Annotated in this window: 12 protein-coding genes; 8 read left to right on the plus strand and 4 right to left on the minus strand. The window is 64.6% G+C overall.

The annotated features are described in order from the left end of the window. Positions 1 to 494: 494 nt before the first annotated feature. From J1C49_RS03755 to J1C49_RS03770, 4 genes are all read right to left on the minus strand, one after another. On the minus strand, positions 495 to 1,769 hold the full coding sequence (locus tag J1C49_RS03755; protein ID WP_227444465.1) for an ABC transporter permease: 1,275 nt from the start codon (positions 1,767 to 1,769) through the stop codon (positions 495 to 497). Then, positions 1,766 to 2,572, minus strand: coding sequence for an ABC transporter ATP-binding protein (locus tag J1C49_RS03760; RefSeq protein ID WP_227444466.1), 807 nt, complete (start codon positions 2,570 to 2,572; stop codon positions 1,766 to 1,768). Before J1C49_RS03760 ends, J1C49_RS03755 begins: the two co-directional genes overlap by 4 nt. Positions 2,573 to 2,692: 120 nt before the next feature. Then, positions 2,693 to 3,691 carry an ABC transporter substrate-binding protein gene (locus tag J1C49_RS03765; protein WP_227444467.1) on the minus strand — a complete coding sequence of 333 codons (999 nt, stop codon included), beginning with the start codon at positions 3,689 to 3,691 and terminating at the stop codon, positions 2,693 to 2,695. 318 nt (positions 3,692 to 4,009) lie between these two features. After that, positions 4,010 to 4,807 carry an IclR family transcriptional regulator gene (locus J1C49_RS03770; RefSeq protein ID WP_227444468.1) on the minus strand — a complete coding sequence of 266 codons (798 nt, stop codon included), beginning with the start codon at positions 4,805 to 4,807 and terminating at the stop codon, positions 4,010 to 4,012. Between the two features lie 450 nt (positions 4,808 to 5,257). Between J1C49_RS03770 and J1C49_RS03775 the strand changes: the two genes are divergently transcribed. From J1C49_RS03775 to J1C49_RS03810, 8 genes are all read left to right on the plus strand, one after another. After that, positions 5,258 to 6,547, plus strand: a complete 1,290-nt coding sequence (locus J1C49_RS03775; RefSeq protein WP_227444469.1) for an FAD-binding oxidoreductase — start codon at positions 5,258 to 5,260, stop codon at positions 6,545 to 6,547. A gap of 465 nt (positions 6,548 to 7,012) precedes the next feature. Beyond that, complete coding sequence (locus J1C49_RS03780) at positions 7,013 to 8,938, plus strand: TadE/TadG family type IV pilus assembly protein (protein ID WP_227444470.1); 1,926 nt, start codon at positions 7,013 to 7,015, stop codon at positions 8,936 to 8,938. Continuing rightward, positions 8,935 to 9,471 (plus strand): TadE/TadG family type IV pilus assembly protein, encoded by a 537-nt coding sequence (locus J1C49_RS03785; RefSeq protein ID WP_227444471.1) that lies wholly within the window; start codon positions 8,935 to 8,937, stop codon positions 9,469 to 9,471. Before J1C49_RS03780 ends, J1C49_RS03785 begins: the two co-directional genes overlap by 4 nt. 3 nt (positions 9,472 to 9,474) lie before the next feature. Beyond that, a complete protein-coding gene (locus tag J1C49_RS03790) occupies positions 9,475 to 10,044 on the plus strand; it encodes a TadE/TadG family type IV pilus assembly protein (RefSeq protein ID WP_227444472.1) in 570 nt (189 codons plus the stop codon). A 599-nt stretch (positions 10,045 to 10,643) separates the two neighbouring features. After that, a complete protein-coding gene (locus J1C49_RS03795) occupies positions 10,644 to 11,903 on the plus strand; it encodes a sarcosine oxidase subunit beta family protein (protein ID WP_227444473.1) in 1,260 nt (419 codons plus the stop codon). 132 nt (positions 11,904 to 12,035) lie between these two features. Then, complete coding sequence (locus J1C49_RS03800) at positions 12,036 to 12,293, plus strand: sarcosine oxidase subunit delta (RefSeq protein WP_227444474.1); 258 nt, start codon at positions 12,036 to 12,038, stop codon at positions 12,291 to 12,293. Beyond that, positions 12,283 to 15,213, plus strand: a complete 2,931-nt coding sequence (locus tag J1C49_RS03805) for a sarcosine oxidase subunit alpha family protein (protein WP_227444475.1) — start codon at positions 12,283 to 12,285, stop codon at positions 15,211 to 15,213. Before J1C49_RS03800 ends, J1C49_RS03805 begins: the two co-directional genes overlap by 11 nt. Further along, entirely contained in the window at positions 15,206 to 15,754 is a 549-nt protein-coding gene (locus J1C49_RS03810; protein WP_227444476.1) for a sarcosine oxidase subunit gamma, read from the plus strand. Before J1C49_RS03805 ends, J1C49_RS03810 begins: the two co-directional genes overlap by 8 nt. The last annotated feature ends 41 nt before the right edge of the window (positions 15,755 to 15,795 follow it).

Here is a 15,795-nt window from a genome sequence, read left to right on the forward strand (position 1 = left end):
AACGGCCAACCGGGGGCGGGCCACCAGCGGGTGACCGGGTGTTATGGCCCGGGCCCAAGGTGACGGATCGCTCCGCCAAAGGCTGCTCGGTTTTCACGACCCTTGCCCGCGACGACGGGGCGCGCGAAGGGCCGTCGATTGCCACGACCCGCGCGGGCGAAGACGGGGGCGCGCAATAGGGCCAGCGCATTCCGCAACCCGCGCCCGCGACGACGGAGCGCGCGAAGGGCTGGCGATTGCCACGACCCGTGCCCGCAACGACAGAGGCGCGAAGGGGCCGTCGCATGCCACGACCCGCGCAAAGACGAACGGTGTTCACCAACAGAGCGCAATCCATTCCCAAGCCATGCGCTTGCCAACAGGGAGCGCTCACCATTGGGCGGGCACGCGCAGGCCGTTTCGGCGCCAAAGCCCAACCCGCCGCTCGCGCATGAAAAAGGCCCCCGCCGGGGCCTTGATCGGGCATCTCGCGAACGGCGCACAAGGGGGAGGCGTCAGGCCTTGCCCTTCCACGGTACGAGGATGCGTTCGGCATAGCGCATCAGCATGTCGATCCCGAACCCGATGATCCCGATCAGGATGATGCCGAGAATCACGATATCCGTGTTCTGGAAGCGCGACGCGACCATGATCATCATGCCAGCGCCTTGCTCGGCTGCGACCAGTTCCGCGGCAACAACCGTGCCCCAGCACACGCCCATCGCAACCCGCGCCCCGGTAAAGATCTCGGGCAGCGAATTGGGCACGATCACATAGCGCATGATCTGGCTCTTGCTGGCTCCCAGCGAATAGGCCGCATGCACCTTCGAGATATTGACACCGGAAACCCCCGATCGCGCGGCAATCGCCATGATCCACAGCGCCGCGAGAAACAGCAGGATGATCTTGCCGCTTTCGCCGATGCCAAACCAGATGATGACAAGCGGAATCAAGGCAAGCGGCGGCACCGGGCGCATGAATTCGACAATCGGGTCGAACCAGCCGCGGAACCAGTTGCTCAGCCCCATCGCATAGCCCAGCGGGATCCCCACAAGCGCACCAAAGAAGAAGCCGACGACGACCCGGAACAGCGAATACCCCAGATGCTCCCACAGCGTGAAACCCCGAAAACCCTCTTTCACGACCTGAACGGTGCGGGTCCAGACCTCTTCGGGCGGCGGCAGGTAGAGCGGTTCCATCTGCCAGCCGCGGCTGGGGGCAAAATTCGGCGTGCCCTTGTCGGACAGGGTCACGGACCCGCTGTCGATCTTGACGGTTTCGCCACGGGCAATGGGCTGGCCATTGATCGCGACCACTTCGGCGCCGTCGGCCTTGGTGATCTCGTCATTGCTGTCGACCCGGATCAGGCCGGTGCGCCATTGCGCGATGGTGGCCGAATCGTTTTTGGCAAATCCGTCGCCGGGCGCGACCTCGGGCGCTTCGACGTCCTGTTCCCGCGGATGCACAAGCACGGTCACGGTGGCGTCGTCCCGCTGGCCATTGGCCTCGGCGGTGTAGGTGAATTCCGCCGTCCCGACAAATGGCGCAGGCGCATGCAGAAATTTCGGCAACAGCGCCGAGCCGGTGAACATTCCCCAGATCAGGAAGATCGTGAGGATCGATATCACGCCGGCCCAGCGATTGGGCCGCACCGCGCTTTCATCGCCAAAGGTGACGGTCTTGAGCGAAGTGAAATCGCGCACGGTCGCGCGATGCACGACCTTGGTGACAAGAAAGAACGATACAACGAAGACGCCAATATAGATGGCGAGAACAAAGAACCCGGTCATGTCGCGGCCTCCGTGCGTCCCATGATTTCTTCTTCCATGTCCCAGATCATGGCGAGGATCTCGTCGCGCTTGGAGCCGAACTCGGGATGTTTCTTCACCTCGCGCAGATCGGCACCGACGCCGAGTTCGGCAAAGGGCAGGTGGTATTCCTTGTGGATACGCCCCGGGCGCGGGGCCATCACGATCAGGCGCTCTCCCAGAAGCAGGGCTTCCTCGACCGAGTGGGTGATCAGGATGATCGTCTTGCCGGTCTCTTTCCACAATTTGAGCACGAGGCTCTGCATCTTTTCGCGGGTCAGCGCGTCCAGCGCGCCCAGCGGTTCATCCATCAGGATCACGTCGGGATCATTGGCAAGGCACCGGGCCAGGGCGACGCGCTGCTGCATCCCGCCCGACAGTTCATAGACCGCCTTTTCCTTGAAGTCCTGAAGACCGACCACGTCGAGCAGGTGATCGACGATCTGCGCCTTTTCGGCCTTGGGCATGCCCTTCATCGACGGGCCGAAGCCGACATTCTCGCGCACCGACATCCACTCGAACAAGGCGCCCTTCTGAAACACCATGCCGCGTTCCGCGTCCGGCCCGGTGATCTCGTGCCCGTTCATCACCAGCGTCCCGCTGGTCGGTGCGAGGAACCCGGCCACGATATTGAGCAACGTCGTCTTGCCGCAGCCCGAAGGCCCAAGAACACTCATCAGCTCGCCCTCCTTGAGGTCGAGCGACACGTTCTCAAGCGCCTGAACCGAACTGCCGTTCGGCAGATCGAAGCGCATGGAAAGGTCTTTAATGGATAGGCCTGACACCGTGATTGTCCCCGCTTTTTTCTGGGTTTGGTCGCGGCTATTGGCTGCCGCGTTAAGGGTGGCCCGGCGCAACTCAACGCGCCGGGCCGGGGTCATGCGCACGCGCTCACGCGGCGCGGATCACATGCCTTGTGCGGCTTCGAGCGGACCGGTGTTGATCGCCCCGTCATAGCTGTCCAGCGCGGAGTCGATGGAGCCTGCCGCGACAAACACGTCCGCCACACCTTTCATGAAGGGGGCCGCCGCGCCGCCGAACCAGCGCTCTGAGAGCTGCTCGTCGATGGAGGGGAACTTCATGGTGGAGATTGCGCTGCGCGCGGCGTCCAAATCCATGCCCGATTGCTCCGCGATCACGGCCAGCATCTCGTCGGTGGGGTTGCTGTTCCACGCGTCGTTGGCGTCCGCGGTCACCTTGAGGAACTTGGCCACCACATCACCATTCTCCGCGATGAAATCAGCCGGGGCGGAGGTCACGTCAAAGACGAGAATGCCCAGTTCTTCCTTCTCTGCGCCGGTCAGAAGGACGTTGCCGTATTCCTTCATGGAGGTCAGGCCACCGCCATAGCCGCAGGCGAAATCAACAGCTTTCTGGCCAAGCGCGTTCGCGCCTTCCGGGGGCGGCATATCGACGATGGACAGGCTGGCAAGGTCAATGCCGAAATGGTCCATCTGGCGCAGGAAGCCGTAATGCGCCGCGGTGCCGAGCGGCACGGCAACCTTCTTGCCGGCAAGCTCGTCGGCGGACATCTTGTCGATCTCCAGATCCGCGTGCACAACGCAGTTGTCATTGTCGGAATAGCTCACCGCGACGTCGACAACCTGGATGTCCTGACCGCCGGAGGAGGCCACGACGAAGGGCGGCACGCCCTGCGACACGGCAATCTGCACGTCGCCCGACGCCATCGCCGCGGACATCGCGGTGCCGGTTTCGAAGGACACCCAGTTCACCTTCATGCCAAGCGCTTCGTCATAGGCGCCCGATGCCTTGGAGGCGAGGAACGGCATGGGCCATTCCAGGAAGTATGCAACAGTGATTTCGCCATGCCCATCGGCCATGGCGGTGGTGCCGGACAGCGCCGCTGCGACGCCGAGCACTGTGCCCAAGATCGTTTTTCTCATTCTTCTCTCCCAGTTGGTAAAAAACAACGTCCTTTGACGTCTTGTTGTTTCGCATTGCAAAACTCGTCTTTCGCAAAACAAGATTATTGAGGGATCGTTCAACCCGTCAAATGATTTCTTCCTTCGCGTCCCGCGCGCCGCCGCGCATTGCGCGTTTGGCCACCGGATTGAGCAGTCGGGCCTCTGCGGACCCGTTCCATGTCCGATCTTATACATCGGGGGCGGCGAAGGTATCGCGCCAGCTTGAGACATCCGATCAGTCCAAAACGCCGGATCCGGCACTCCGGACGGGTGGGCGCGGGCGGATTCGGGCGCGGGTCAGGCCTCTTCTGTCTGCTCTGTATCCCCCGGAATCGCGTGCGGGGCGATGCCACCGATCATCCCGGTTACCCGCTGCGCCGATTGCAGGAGCGCCCCGCTCCAGCCCATCAGGTCGTCCATCGTGTTGCGGGGGTAAGTCGTCCAGATGTTCAGAACCGCGATCGGTTCGCCCAGATAGTTGAACACCGGAGCGGCGATGCCGATGAAATGCTCGTATTCCTCGCGATCATTGCGTCCGAACCCATGCGCGCGCACCCAGCGCAGCTCGTCCTTGAAGGCGCTCGGATCTGTGATGGTGCGATCCGTGAAGCGCTCGAAGCTGTAATTGTTCAGCGTATCGTCAAGGATCGCGGGGGGCAGAAACGCCAGCAGCGCCTTGCCCGAGGCCGAGCAATGCATCGGTTCGCGCATGCCGGGGCGTTGCACCCCACCCATGGCCTGCGCGGATTCAAGCATCCTGAGATACATCACTTCGCGCCCGCCGGGCACGCCGATGGTCACATTGGCGTCGAACTGCCGTTGCAGGCCTATCATCTCGTCCAGAGCGATTTCCTGGATGTCGTAGCCATTATAAGCGTTGCGCACGAGGTCAAAGACCCGCGCGCCAAGCACATAAACCTTCCTCTGTGGATCGTGGCGCAGCACGCCTTCCTCGACCCCGATGGCCAACAGGCGGTGGATCGTGCTCTTGTTGAGCCCGGTCCGGGTGACGATTTCCGAAAAGGTCAGCGGCTTTTGTGCTTCGCTCACCACGGTCAGCAGTGTCAGCAGCTTGTGAACGATCGAGCTTTGCATGGGGCAGGGGGCCTGGCGAATTGTTGTCTGGGTCCGAGCGCGCGGCCGTGCCTGTGTCGGAACGTCCAGCTTCCTATGATGGAACAAGATTTTCACAATTCAAAACACATTTCGCGTCGCGCCGCCTCTGCGCGCCGGGGGAGGGCATGCTGTGACGCGTGTCGACGCGGGCTGGTCGCGGGCTTTCTGTGCCCCGGCCTCCCCGGGGGGGGCGGCGCGGGGCGTGCCCCAAGCCGGGGTTCCCCGCCGGCGGGCCGCAGAGGGGCCTGTCCCGCGCATGACGGACACAGCGAGCACGCGTGCGGTCGCAGGATCTCGCGCGGCGCGTGGTCTGTCCCGATCCGACGGAACGCAGGGGCGTTCCCCGCGACACCGTTGACCGGGATGGGGCCGGTGTGTAGTTTTTCTTTCTAAAACATTTGTTCCGAATTTCGAAACGAGATGGTGCCAATGTCTGTCAGACAGGAGATCCACTGGGCGCGCACCGCCATCGACGCGCCCGATCTGTCCCCGCTCGACGGCGCGCAGCAGGTCGATGTTCTCGTGGTTGGCGGCGGGCTGACCGGTTGTCGCACAGCGCTCGGGCTGGTCGAAGGCGGGGCCAGCGTGGCGCTTGTCGACAGCAAGGACGTGGGCTGGGGCGCCTCCGGCCGCAGCGGTGGCCAGTGCAACCCCATCTGGCGCCAGACGCCCGACGCGCTCAAGGCCATGATGGGGGAGCGTCAGGCAGAGACCCTGATCCGGACCACACTTGGCTCCGCCGATGCGCTGTTTTCCGATATCCGCCGCTACGGCGTGGCCTGCGATCCGGTGCAGGCGGGGTGGATCCAGGCGGCGCACACGCGCAAGGCCAGGGACCGAATGCAACGGCTTGGCGCGGCCTGGGCGGCGGTCGGGGCGGACATCACCGAGCTTGACGGCGATGCGGTCCAACGCGCCAGCGGATCGCCTGCCTATCGCTGGGCGCTGCGGCACAGCGCGGGCGGACATGTCCACCCGCTTTCGCTCACGCGCGGTTACGCCCAGGCGGCCATCGCGCGCGGCGCGCGGATGTTCCGCGACACGCCGGTGACCGCGCTGGAGCGGCGCGATGGCGCGTGGCACGCCACGACGCCGCGCGGGACGGTCCGTGCCGAACAGGTGGTGCTTGCCACCAACGGATACAGCACGGATCTCTGGCCCGGACTGCGGCAGACCTTTCACCCGTTGGTCAGCGTCTCCCTCGTCACGGAGCCGCTCAGCGACGCGCAGCAGGCCACCGTGCTGCCCGGTTCGGTGACCATCTCGGATTCCCGTCTTGCGATCTTCTACGCGCGCTATGATCGTGACAAACGGCTGGTCTTTGGCTGCATCGGCAGCACCGATCACGTTGACAGGGTGTCGCTTGCGCGGCTCAGGCACGGGCTGCGCACCGTATTTCCCCAGATTGCCGACATCTCCGTTGCGCGGACATGGGCGGGGCGTATCGCCGTGACACCGCAGATGATGCCGCATCTGCATGCCCCCGCGCCGGGGGTGGTTGCCGGGCTGGGGTTCAGCGGGCGCGGGATCGCCATGACCTCGGTGATGGGGCGCGCGCTTGCCGCCAAGGTGCTGGGCGCGCCCGATGACGCCTTGCCCTTCCCGGTCACGCCGGTTGTGCCGTTGCCGTTGCATGGGGTGACGCGCCGGTTGATCCCGCTTGCGGCCCCGGCCATGTCCCTCAAGGACAGGCTCGACACGGCGATCACCCGCACATGACCCCCACGGCTGCCGCGCCGGCTTGCCACAATCGGGCCGGGACGCGCTGACCGCCACGCTCCCGCCGCTCCGGCCGGGTTGCCAAACCGGCGCGACTGGCCCGTCCAGGCCACGGGTTTTCCGGTGTCATCCTTACAATTGTAGCCAAATTTGCGTTGACCGCGCCGGTATTTTGGAAACCGGAAATGGGACGAATTATGAATGCCGCGTGCCACGTTTCTTAACACATGCGGAAATTGCGACGCATTTCAAGCGATGCGGCAAGGCCACTCAACATCCTGAAACGAAAATATAAAAATCCCTTTTGACGGGTTCTCGGCGGCATTTCAGAAGGCGTGTTTACCCTAAAATTGTCGGAGAATGACACAATTCGAGCCGTTAATCCGCCCGATTCGCTCCTTACTCCGGTTCCAAGCCTCTCTTTGCACCCATGGCGAAGTGAGCATTTAGCGAGTGGAGTTAAAAATGACCCGAGCGTGGTACGAAAGAACGATCGCCGACGAGGACGGGAATATCACGATCTTCTCGGTCTTTATGACGGTTCTGATCCTTATGATCACCGGTGCAGCTGTCGACATCATGCGGCACGAAGCAACGCGCGCCAAGCTGCAAGGTACGATGGACCGTGCCGTGCTGGCCGCTGCCGATCTCGACCAGATGCAGGACCCCGAAACGGTCGTGCGCGATTACATGGCCAAGAGCGGTCTCGAAGAAGTCCTTGCCAATGTGAGCGTGAACGGCGGGTTCAATGAACGCACCGTCTCCGCCGATGGCTCGGCGGACATGAGCACGATCTTCCTTCACATGTCCGGCTTCGACACGCTGACGGCACCCGCGGCCTCCGCCGCCGAAGAGCGGATCTCGAACGTCGAAATCTCCCTTGTGCTCGATATCTCCGGCTCCATGCGGTATAACCAGCGGATGGACCGCCTGCGCCCCGCGGCCCAGGATTTCGTTGACAAGGTCATGGATGAAACCTCGGTTGGCGTGACCACGCTCAATCTCGTGCCCTATGCCGGTCACGTGAACCCGGGCACCGAGCTTTTTGAATATTTCCGCGGGGAGCGCCCCAAGATCAAGAAGCCGCAGCAAGGCCAGAACAATGGCTGGGGTAACGGCGATCAGGACGCACCCGGCGGTTCGCTGTGCAACAACAACGCCGAAAACGCCGAGGAAGGCGCCAATGCAGAGGAATGCGGCGGCGACGGAACCGTGGCTTCGGGCGTTTCACCCTCCGGCGCGGATTATTTCGACGCCTGGGGCGCACCGATCAACAATGTCGTGTTCTATTTCGACACGGATGGCGACGATATCTACAACCGCGCGCATATGATCCGCCGCGTGCCGAACTCGGCGCCCCGCGATCTTGACGCCTGGATGGCCGGAGCCGTCAACTACATCATGTCGAAAGACCACCGCCTGACCGACCACAGCCAGTTCCTCGGCGCATCGATCAAGGGCGGCGGCGACAACCGCTACTATCAGGTCAAGACCAACCAGAACGGTCCCATGAGTGATCTTGGCCCGACCAAGAACAGCGGCAAGCTGCCGGGTGGGAAATACGACTATGACGGGATCGACTTCGACGCCTGGGCCGCTGGCTGGCAGGATCCGAACCCCGAGCCGATGACCGAGGCCCCGACGGGCACCAACGGCGAGGAAACCGACACGAATGTCAACATTCCGGGCTCCTGCGTGGAAATCTACGACAACGAATTCAGCACCACGGCGATGCCGCTATCCTCCGACTACGTGCCACACTTCCATCACTGGGCCATTGATCGCGAAGTCATGGACTGGGGCTGGTGCCCGGGCGAGGACACGGCCATCCAGTATTTCTCTGCCAACAAGCAGGCGTTGAAGGATTTCATCGGCGATATGCGGATGCATGACGGCACCGGCACGCAATACGGCATGAAATACGGCCTGGCCCTGCTGGATCCGATCAATCGCGATGAGGTCATGCACCTGATCGAGGCCGGCTTGATCGAACCGCGTTTCGCAGGTCGTCCGATCGACTGGCACGACAACGAGACCGAGAAATACATCGTGCTGATGACCGACGGCCAGACCACCGACCAGTACCGTCCGAACGACCCGGAGGCGGCCATCAACGGTGAAGTCGAACTGAAAAACCAGGACGGCAACGTCTACCATAACTGGTCCAACAAGTCGACAAACGTCTCCAACCTGCAGCAGCAATGCGCCCTGGCCCGGTCGCTCGGTGTGACGGTCTTCACCGTGGCCTTCGACACCAACAGTGCCGCGACCGAGGATATGCGCCAGTGCGCGTCGTCGGATGCCCACTTCTTCCATGTGCAAGGTGACGAGATCTACGAGGCCTTCGACACCATCGCGCGCCAAATCAACAACCTGAGGCTGATCCAATGACCCGCATGCTTCTCAAAACCCTGTCGCGGTTCCGCCGCGAGGAGGATGGCTCGGCCAGCGTCGAATTTGTCCTCTACTTCACCGTCCTGTTCATGATCCTCTCCGCCTCGGTCGAGATCGCCTATATCAACCTGCGCCACGCCATGCTGGAGCGCTCGGTGGACCTGGTGACCCGCGACATCCGGCTGAACACGGGTGACGTCCCGACCTATGAACAGATCAAGCAGGATATCTGCACCCAAGCCACGATCGTCGACGCCTGCGAGGACAACATGCGCCTCGAAATGGTGCAGATCGATCCGCGCAACCCGGTGATGCTGGATCCGGAAGCCGATTGTCAAAACGCGTCTCAGGAAGCCCGTCCCGTGCGGAATTTCGTGGCCGGCACCGACAACGACATCATGCTGATCCGGGCGTGCATGAAATACCGCACGCTGATGCCGACCACCCGCTTTGGCGCGCAGCTCAACTATGACGACGAGGGCTATGCCCAGCTCATCGTGACCTCCGCCTTCGTACAGGAGCCGAGATAAGCCATGCTGACACGAGTTCTTTCCCCGCTCCGCCGCTCCGCGTCGCGCTTTCTGCGCGACGAGGAGGGCAACCTCTCGGTCGAGGCGCTGATCTGGACCCCGCTGATCGTCACGATCCTCGGTGCCACCTTCTCGCTCTATGACGCGTTCCGCTACAAGGCGCTGAACACCAAGGCGGCGTTCACGATCTCCGACGCGATTTCGCGCGAGACCGATCCGCTCGACGCGCAATATCTCGATGGCATGGTGGATGTGCTGGAGTTCCTGACCCGCTCCGAAGGCCCGTATTCCATTCGTGTCACGCTGGTGCGGTATAATGACGATGACGACGCCTACGAGACGATCTGGACCCAGACGCGCGGTGATTTCGACGCGATGACCAATGTCGATCTCGAAGAGATGCGGAGCGGTCTTCCGACACTTCTGCACAATGAGCGCGTGATCGTCGTGGAAACGGCCACGGAATACGCACCGCCAATCCCGGTGCCCGGTCTGAACACCGAAGAGCTGTTCTACAACATGGCCTTCACCCGGCCGCGCTTTGCGCCCAATCTCGGTTGGTCCGAAGGCTGATCTGACGGACCGCTTGCCTTTGAAAGGCCCCTCGCAGCAATGCGGGGGGCTTTTTTGACGCTTTGCCGCCGCGATGTGGGCGGCGTCGATCCCATGCTCCGCAGCGCGCGAGGCGCGGGTGCTTGCGGTGCGCCGGGCCGTTTGCCCCTCGTGAAGACCCGAGCCGCGCGCGCCAGGGCGCGGAGAGGCGCTTGCGGTGCGCCGGGCCGTATGCCCCTCGTGAAGACCCGAGCCGAGCGCGCGAGGCGCGGGTGCTTTCGGTGCGCCGGGCCGTTTGCCCCTCGTGAAGACCCGAGCCGCGCGCGCAAGGGCGCGGAGAGGCGCTTGCGCCTTGGATCCGCCGTGGCACGCGCAGGCCGGAGCGTCGCCATCGGGGCGACCCGCCCGCAGACAGAACGGCGTCTGAAGCGCCGCGCGGCTTGAGACCAGCGCAATGGCGCGGTGGGACAGGCGGCCGACCACCCGAGTGGCGATCGCGGCGCCTTGTCGCGGAGAGACACGCGGATGTCGGCAACGGGACCGGCGGGCCGGGATGGGGGTTGCTACTCCTTGCAAGCGGCGCAACACTCTGCATCGCAGGCAACCGACGGGGCAGGAACGTGGCAGGTGAGTTTTCGGGCTGGCGGCTTTTCAGGGAGGGGCTGACCCGCAATCGCGGATGGACGGCGCATTGGCGCGATCCCGACCCGAAAGACAGCTATGATGTCCTGATCATCGGCGGCGGCGGGCACGGGCTGGCCACGGCCTTCTATCTTGCCCAGGAACACGGGATCACCAACGTGGCCGTGCTCGAGAAAGGCTATCTCGGCGGCGGCAATATCGGGCGCAACACAACCATCGTGCGCGCCAATTACAACATGCCCGGCAACTCCGAGTTCTATTCCCATTCGCTCAAGCTTTGGGAAGGCATGGAACAGGCGCTCAACTTCAACACGATGATGAGCCAGCGCGGCGTGCTGAACCTGTTTCACTCCGATGGCCAGCGCGACTATGCCGCGCGCCGCGGCAACACCATGGCCGGTCAGGGGGACGATGCGGTGCTGCTGGACCGCGACGGCGTGCGGGCCATGGTCCCCGCGCTCGACTTCGACAATGGCCGCTTCCCGATCTATGGCGGGCTGTTTCACCCGCGCGGCGGCACCGCCCGGCACGATGCGGTGGCCTGGGGCTACGCGCGCGGCGCCGACAGCCGCGGCGTCGATCTGATCCAGAATTGTGAAGTCACTGGCATCGACATCGAAAACGGCCATGTCACGGGCGTGCAGACATCGCGCGGGCCGATCCGCGCCAGAAAGGTGGGGATCGTTGTGGCTGGCCGATCAAGCCAGGTGGCGGCCATGGCCGGCATGCGCCTGCCGATCGAAAGCCACGTCTTGCAGGCCTTCGTCACCGAAGGGCTCAAGCCCTGCATCGATCATGTGGTGACCTTCGGGATGGGCCATTTCTACATCAGCCAGTCCGACAAGGGCGGGCTTGTCTTTGGCGGCGACCTCGATTTCTACGCCTCCTACGCGGCGCGGGGCAACCTTCCGATGGCCGAACACGTGGTCGAGGCTGCGATGACCCTGATGCCGGCAATCGGCAAGGCCCGCGTCTTGCGCAGCTGGGGCGGGATCATGGACATGTCACCCGACGGATCGCCGATCATCGACAAGACGCCGGTCGAGGGGCTCTATCTCAATTGCGGCTGGTGTTACGGCGGGTTCAAGGCGGTGCCGGGGTCGGGCTTTTCCTTTGCCCATCTGCTGGCCACCGACCGCCCGCACGGACCCGCCGCGCGGTTCCGGCTGGATCGCTTCGAAACCGGGCGCGGGCTCATGGACGAGGAGGGCACCGGTGCGCAACACAACCTTCACTGATCGCGGCCGGACAGCCCGGCGCCCGCTGCCGTCGCCGCGGCGCGGCTCTGGCACAGGTCATGCGCATGGACTGTGCATGGTTTGTGCATGGATTGTGCATGCCGCAAAACGCCGTGAAACGGGAGAGACGCCATGCGGTTGACATGCCCGCTCTGCGGTGAGCGCGACCGGCGCGAATTCTACTATCAGGGCGCCGCCGAGGCGCTCCAACGCCCCGACCCACAGGCTCCGGCGCAGGTCTGGTCCGACTGGGTGCACCTGCGCGACAACCCGGCCGGACGGACCCGGGATCTGTGGTTTCACGAGGCCGGCTGTGGCGCGTGGCTCGCGGTCGAGCGCGACACGGTCACACACGAGATCTTTTCCGTGGAGCGTATCGATGCGGGTTGAGGGATATGGACGCGAGATCGACCGTGCGCAGCCTGTTGGCTACCGGTTTGACGGTGTCTCGCGGCGCGGGCTTTTGGGCGATACGCTGGCCTCTGCGCTCCTCGCCGAAGACGTGCGCCTCGTGGGCCGGTCCTTCAAGTATCATCGCCCGCGCGGCGTGCTGACCGCCGGGTCGGAGGAGCCCAACGCCCTCGTGACCGTGGGGCGCGGCGCGCGGCAGGACCCCAACGTGCGCGCCACCACCCTGCCGCTTTTCGACGGGCTGGAGGCGGTAAGCCAGAACCGCTGGCCCTCGCTTGACTTCGATGCCATGGCGCTGACCGATCTTGCCGCGCCGTTTCTGGGGGCAGGGTTTTATTACAAGACCTTCATGTGGCCCAAGGCCTTCTGGGAAAAGCTATACGAGCCGCTGATCCGGCGCGCCGCGGGGCTTGGCGCCTTGTCCGGGGAGCCGATAGAGGAACAATACGAAAAAGCGTTCGGGTTTTGTGACCTGCTGGTGATCGGGGGCGGCCCGGCAGGGATCATGGCGGCTCTGGCTGCCGCCGCATCCGGGCTCGATGTGATCCTCGCGGATGAACAGGATCGGCTCGGCGGGCGCTTGCTGTCGGAAGACGAGCAGATCGACGGACAGCCTGCGCATCTCTGGGTCGCGGCCCAGGCGCAGGCGCTTGCGGGCGCGGGTGTGCGGGTGATGACCGGCACGACCGTGACCGGCGTCTATGATCAAGGCAGCTTCGGGGCGCTGGAACGCATCTCCGCCACACAGGATCCAGCGGACGCGACGCCGGTGGCCTGTTTCTGGCGCATTGCGGCGCGGCGGGCGGTGCTGGCGGCGGGGGCGCTCGAACGGCCCATCGCCTTTGAAAACAACGACCGGCCGGGTGTCATGCTGGCAGGCGCCTTGCGCAGCTACCTGCACCGTTGGGGCGTGGCCCCGGGCCGGCGGGTGGCGGTGTTCGGCAACAATGACGATGCGCACCGCACGGCGCGGGATCTGGCCGCCGCCGGGGTGCGGGTGAGCGCGCTTGTGGATGCGCGGCCCGATGCGCAAAACCTTGCGGGGGACGTGCCGTTCTACCCCGGCGCCGTTGTGACCGGCACGACTGGTCGCAAGGGCCTGACCGGGATTATGTTGCGCAAGCAGGGCGGCGCACAGATCCGCGTTGAGGCGCAGGCGCTGGGCGTCTCTGGCGGATGGAACCCGACGCTTCACCTGGCCTGTCATCTGGGGCGCAAGCCGGTTTGGAATCCCGGCCTTGCGGCCTTTGTTCCCGGTGACGGCATGGTGCCGGGGATGCGCGTCGTCGGTGCGGCGCGCGGCGCGTTCGACACGGCAAGCGCGCTGGCCGAAGGCGCCGAGGCCGGGTTGGCCATGGCGGAGGCCCTTGGCCGGCGCCGTGCCGATGTGGCGGTGCCACAGGCGGTCGCGGCCGGTTACGGGATACACGCGCTTTGGGCGGTGCCCGGGGGTGGGCGCGCCTGGCTCGACTTCCAGAACGACGTGACCGTGAAGGACGTCACGCAAGCCGCCGCGGAGAATTACCGCTCCGTCGAACATATGAAGCGCTATACCACCCAAGGCATGGCAACCGATCAGGGCAAATCCTCGAATGTCGGGGCGCTTGCGGTCCTTGCCGATGCCACGGCGCGCAGCATCGCGGAAACCGGTGTCACCACGTTCCGGCCGCCCTTCGTTCCGGTGCCGATTGCCGCGATGGGCGCCGGCGCGCAGGGCAAGGGCTTTGCCCCCGAACGGCGCACCACCTCTGATGCGGCGAGCCGCGCCCGCGGTGCTCCGATGATCGAGGCAGGGCTTTGGTATCGTCCGTCCTATTTCCCGCGCGCGGGCGAGACCACATGGCGCGACGCCTGCGACCGGGAGGTGCGCATGGTCCGGGAAAGCGTCGGGATCTGCGATGTCTCCACGCTGGGCAAGATTGCCCTGCAGGGGCCGGATACCGGGGCGTTTCTGGATCTTGTCTATGCCAACATGTTCTCGACGCTGAAGCCCGGGCGCGTGCGCTACGGGCTGATGCTGCGCGAAGACGGGCACGTGATGGATGACGGCACCACGGCGCGGCTGTCGGAGCAGGAATGGGTGATGACCACGACAACCGCGGCGGCGGGGCAGGTCATGCGCCATCTCGAATTCGTGCAACAGGCCTATGCGCCCGACAAGGCAGTGCGCCTTACCTCGGTCACGGAGCATTGGGCGCAGTTCGCCGTGGCCGGCCCGAAGGCGCGCGCGTTGCTGAATACGCTGCTCGATGCACCCCTCGACGACACCCGCTGGCCCTTCATGGCCTGCGGCCCGGTCACGGTCTGCGGCATCGCGGGCCGGTTGTTCCGGATTTCGTTCTCCGGCGAGCATGCCTACGAAGTTGCGGTGCCGGCGCGCTATGGCGCGGCCCTTTTCGAGCGTCTCGTGGCGCAGGCGGAGGCGATGGGCGGCGGCGCTTACGGGATGGAAGCCCTCAACGTTCTCAGGATCGAGAAAGGGCACATCACCCATGCAGAGATCCACGGCCGCACCACCGCATTCGATATCGGCTTCGGGCGGATGGTGTCTGCGAAAAAGGATTGTATCGGCAAGGTGCTGAGCCAGCGCCCGGGGCTCACCGGGGACAGCCGCGCACAGTTTGTGGGCCTGCGCTCGCTCGGAGGGGAGATCCCGGCGGGCGGGCATCTTTTTGCCGAAGAGGCAAAGCCCGTCGCGGCGCATGACGAGGGCTATGTCACATCGACCTGCTATTCGCCGACCCTCGGCGAGGTGCGCGCGCTCGGCTTTCTGACAAACGGCCGTGCGCGGCATGGCGAGCGGATCAAGATGGTGGATCACATGCGCGGGATCACGACGCTCTGCGAGGTGACCGATCCGGTGGCTTTTGATCCTGAAGGAGGGCGTGTGCGTGGCTGAGCTTGAAGCACGGACACCGGCGCACGGGCTGGTCCCGGTGTCGCACGGACCTTGGACATTGACCGAGGAGACGCCAGACCCGATCTGGACGCTGGCCCCCTATCCCGGTCAGGCGGACGTGCTTTCGACCGCGCTCTTGCGCGCCGGTCTGGACTGGCCGTCACCGGGCATGGCGGTGTCGACGGATGACGGTCGCGTGCTGTGGTCGGGGCGCGATCAGGCGTTTCTTCTGGGTCGGGAGCCGGAGCCGGACTGGGCCGCGCACACGGCGCTCACGGATGTGTCCGACGCGTGGTGCGTGTTGCGCTTGCACGGCGTCGGCGCAGAAGAGGTTCTGGCGCGCCTGGTGCCGGTGGACCTGCGCATGAAGGCCTTCCCGAACAACGCGGTGGCGCGCACGTTGTGCGGACACATGACCGTCCTCGTGACCCGGTATGGGCCGGCCTTCGAGATTTACGCCTTTCGCTCGATGGCGGGAACGCTGGTGCATGAGCTGGAAACCGCCATGGCTGCGCTTGCCGCACGGCGCGCAGGCCGTTAGGGTCTGCGCCGAAATGGCCCGGAGCCGGGCGTCAGAAGAGT

The sequence above is a fragment of the Cognatishimia sp. F0-27 genome (assembly GCF_020667845.1).
Taxonomy (GTDB): domain Bacteria; phylum Pseudomonadota; class Alphaproteobacteria; order Rhodobacterales; family Rhodobacteraceae; genus JAFMPQ01.

Excerpts from the sequence above, each read along its gene's own strand:
- J1C49_RS03765 (WP_227444467.1), bottom strand. The coding sequence starts at position 3,691 with ATGAGAAAAACGATCTTGGGCACAGTGCTCGGCGTCGCAGCGGCGCTG.
- J1C49_RS03800 (WP_227444474.1), top strand. The coding sequence starts at position 12,036 with ATGCGGTTGACATGCCCGCTCTGCGGTGAGCGCGACCGGCGCGAATTC.
- J1C49_RS03770 (WP_227444468.1), bottom strand. The coding sequence starts at position 4,807 with ATGCAAAGCTCGATCGTTCACAAGCTGCTGACACTGCTGACCGTGGTG.
- J1C49_RS03805 (WP_227444475.1), top strand. The coding sequence starts at position 12,283 with ATGCGGGTTGAGGGATATGGACGCGAGATCGACCGTGCGCAGCCTGTT.
- J1C49_RS03775 (WP_227444469.1), top strand. The coding sequence starts at position 5,258 with ATGTCTGTCAGACAGGAGATCCACTGGGCGCGCACCGCCATCGACGCG.
- J1C49_RS03785 (WP_227444471.1), top strand. The coding sequence starts at position 8,935 with ATGACCCGCATGCTTCTCAAAACCCTGTCGCGGTTCCGCCGCGAGGAG.
- J1C49_RS03790 (WP_227444472.1), top strand. The coding sequence starts at position 9,475 with ATGCTGACACGAGTTCTTTCCCCGCTCCGCCGCTCCGCGTCGCGCTTT.
- J1C49_RS03780 (WP_227444470.1), top strand. The coding sequence starts at position 7,013 with ATGACCCGAGCGTGGTACGAAAGAACGATCGCCGACGAGGACGGGAAT.
- J1C49_RS03755 (WP_227444465.1), bottom strand. The coding sequence starts at position 1,769 with ATGACCGGGTTCTTTGTTCTCGCCATCTATATTGGCGTCTTCGTTGTA.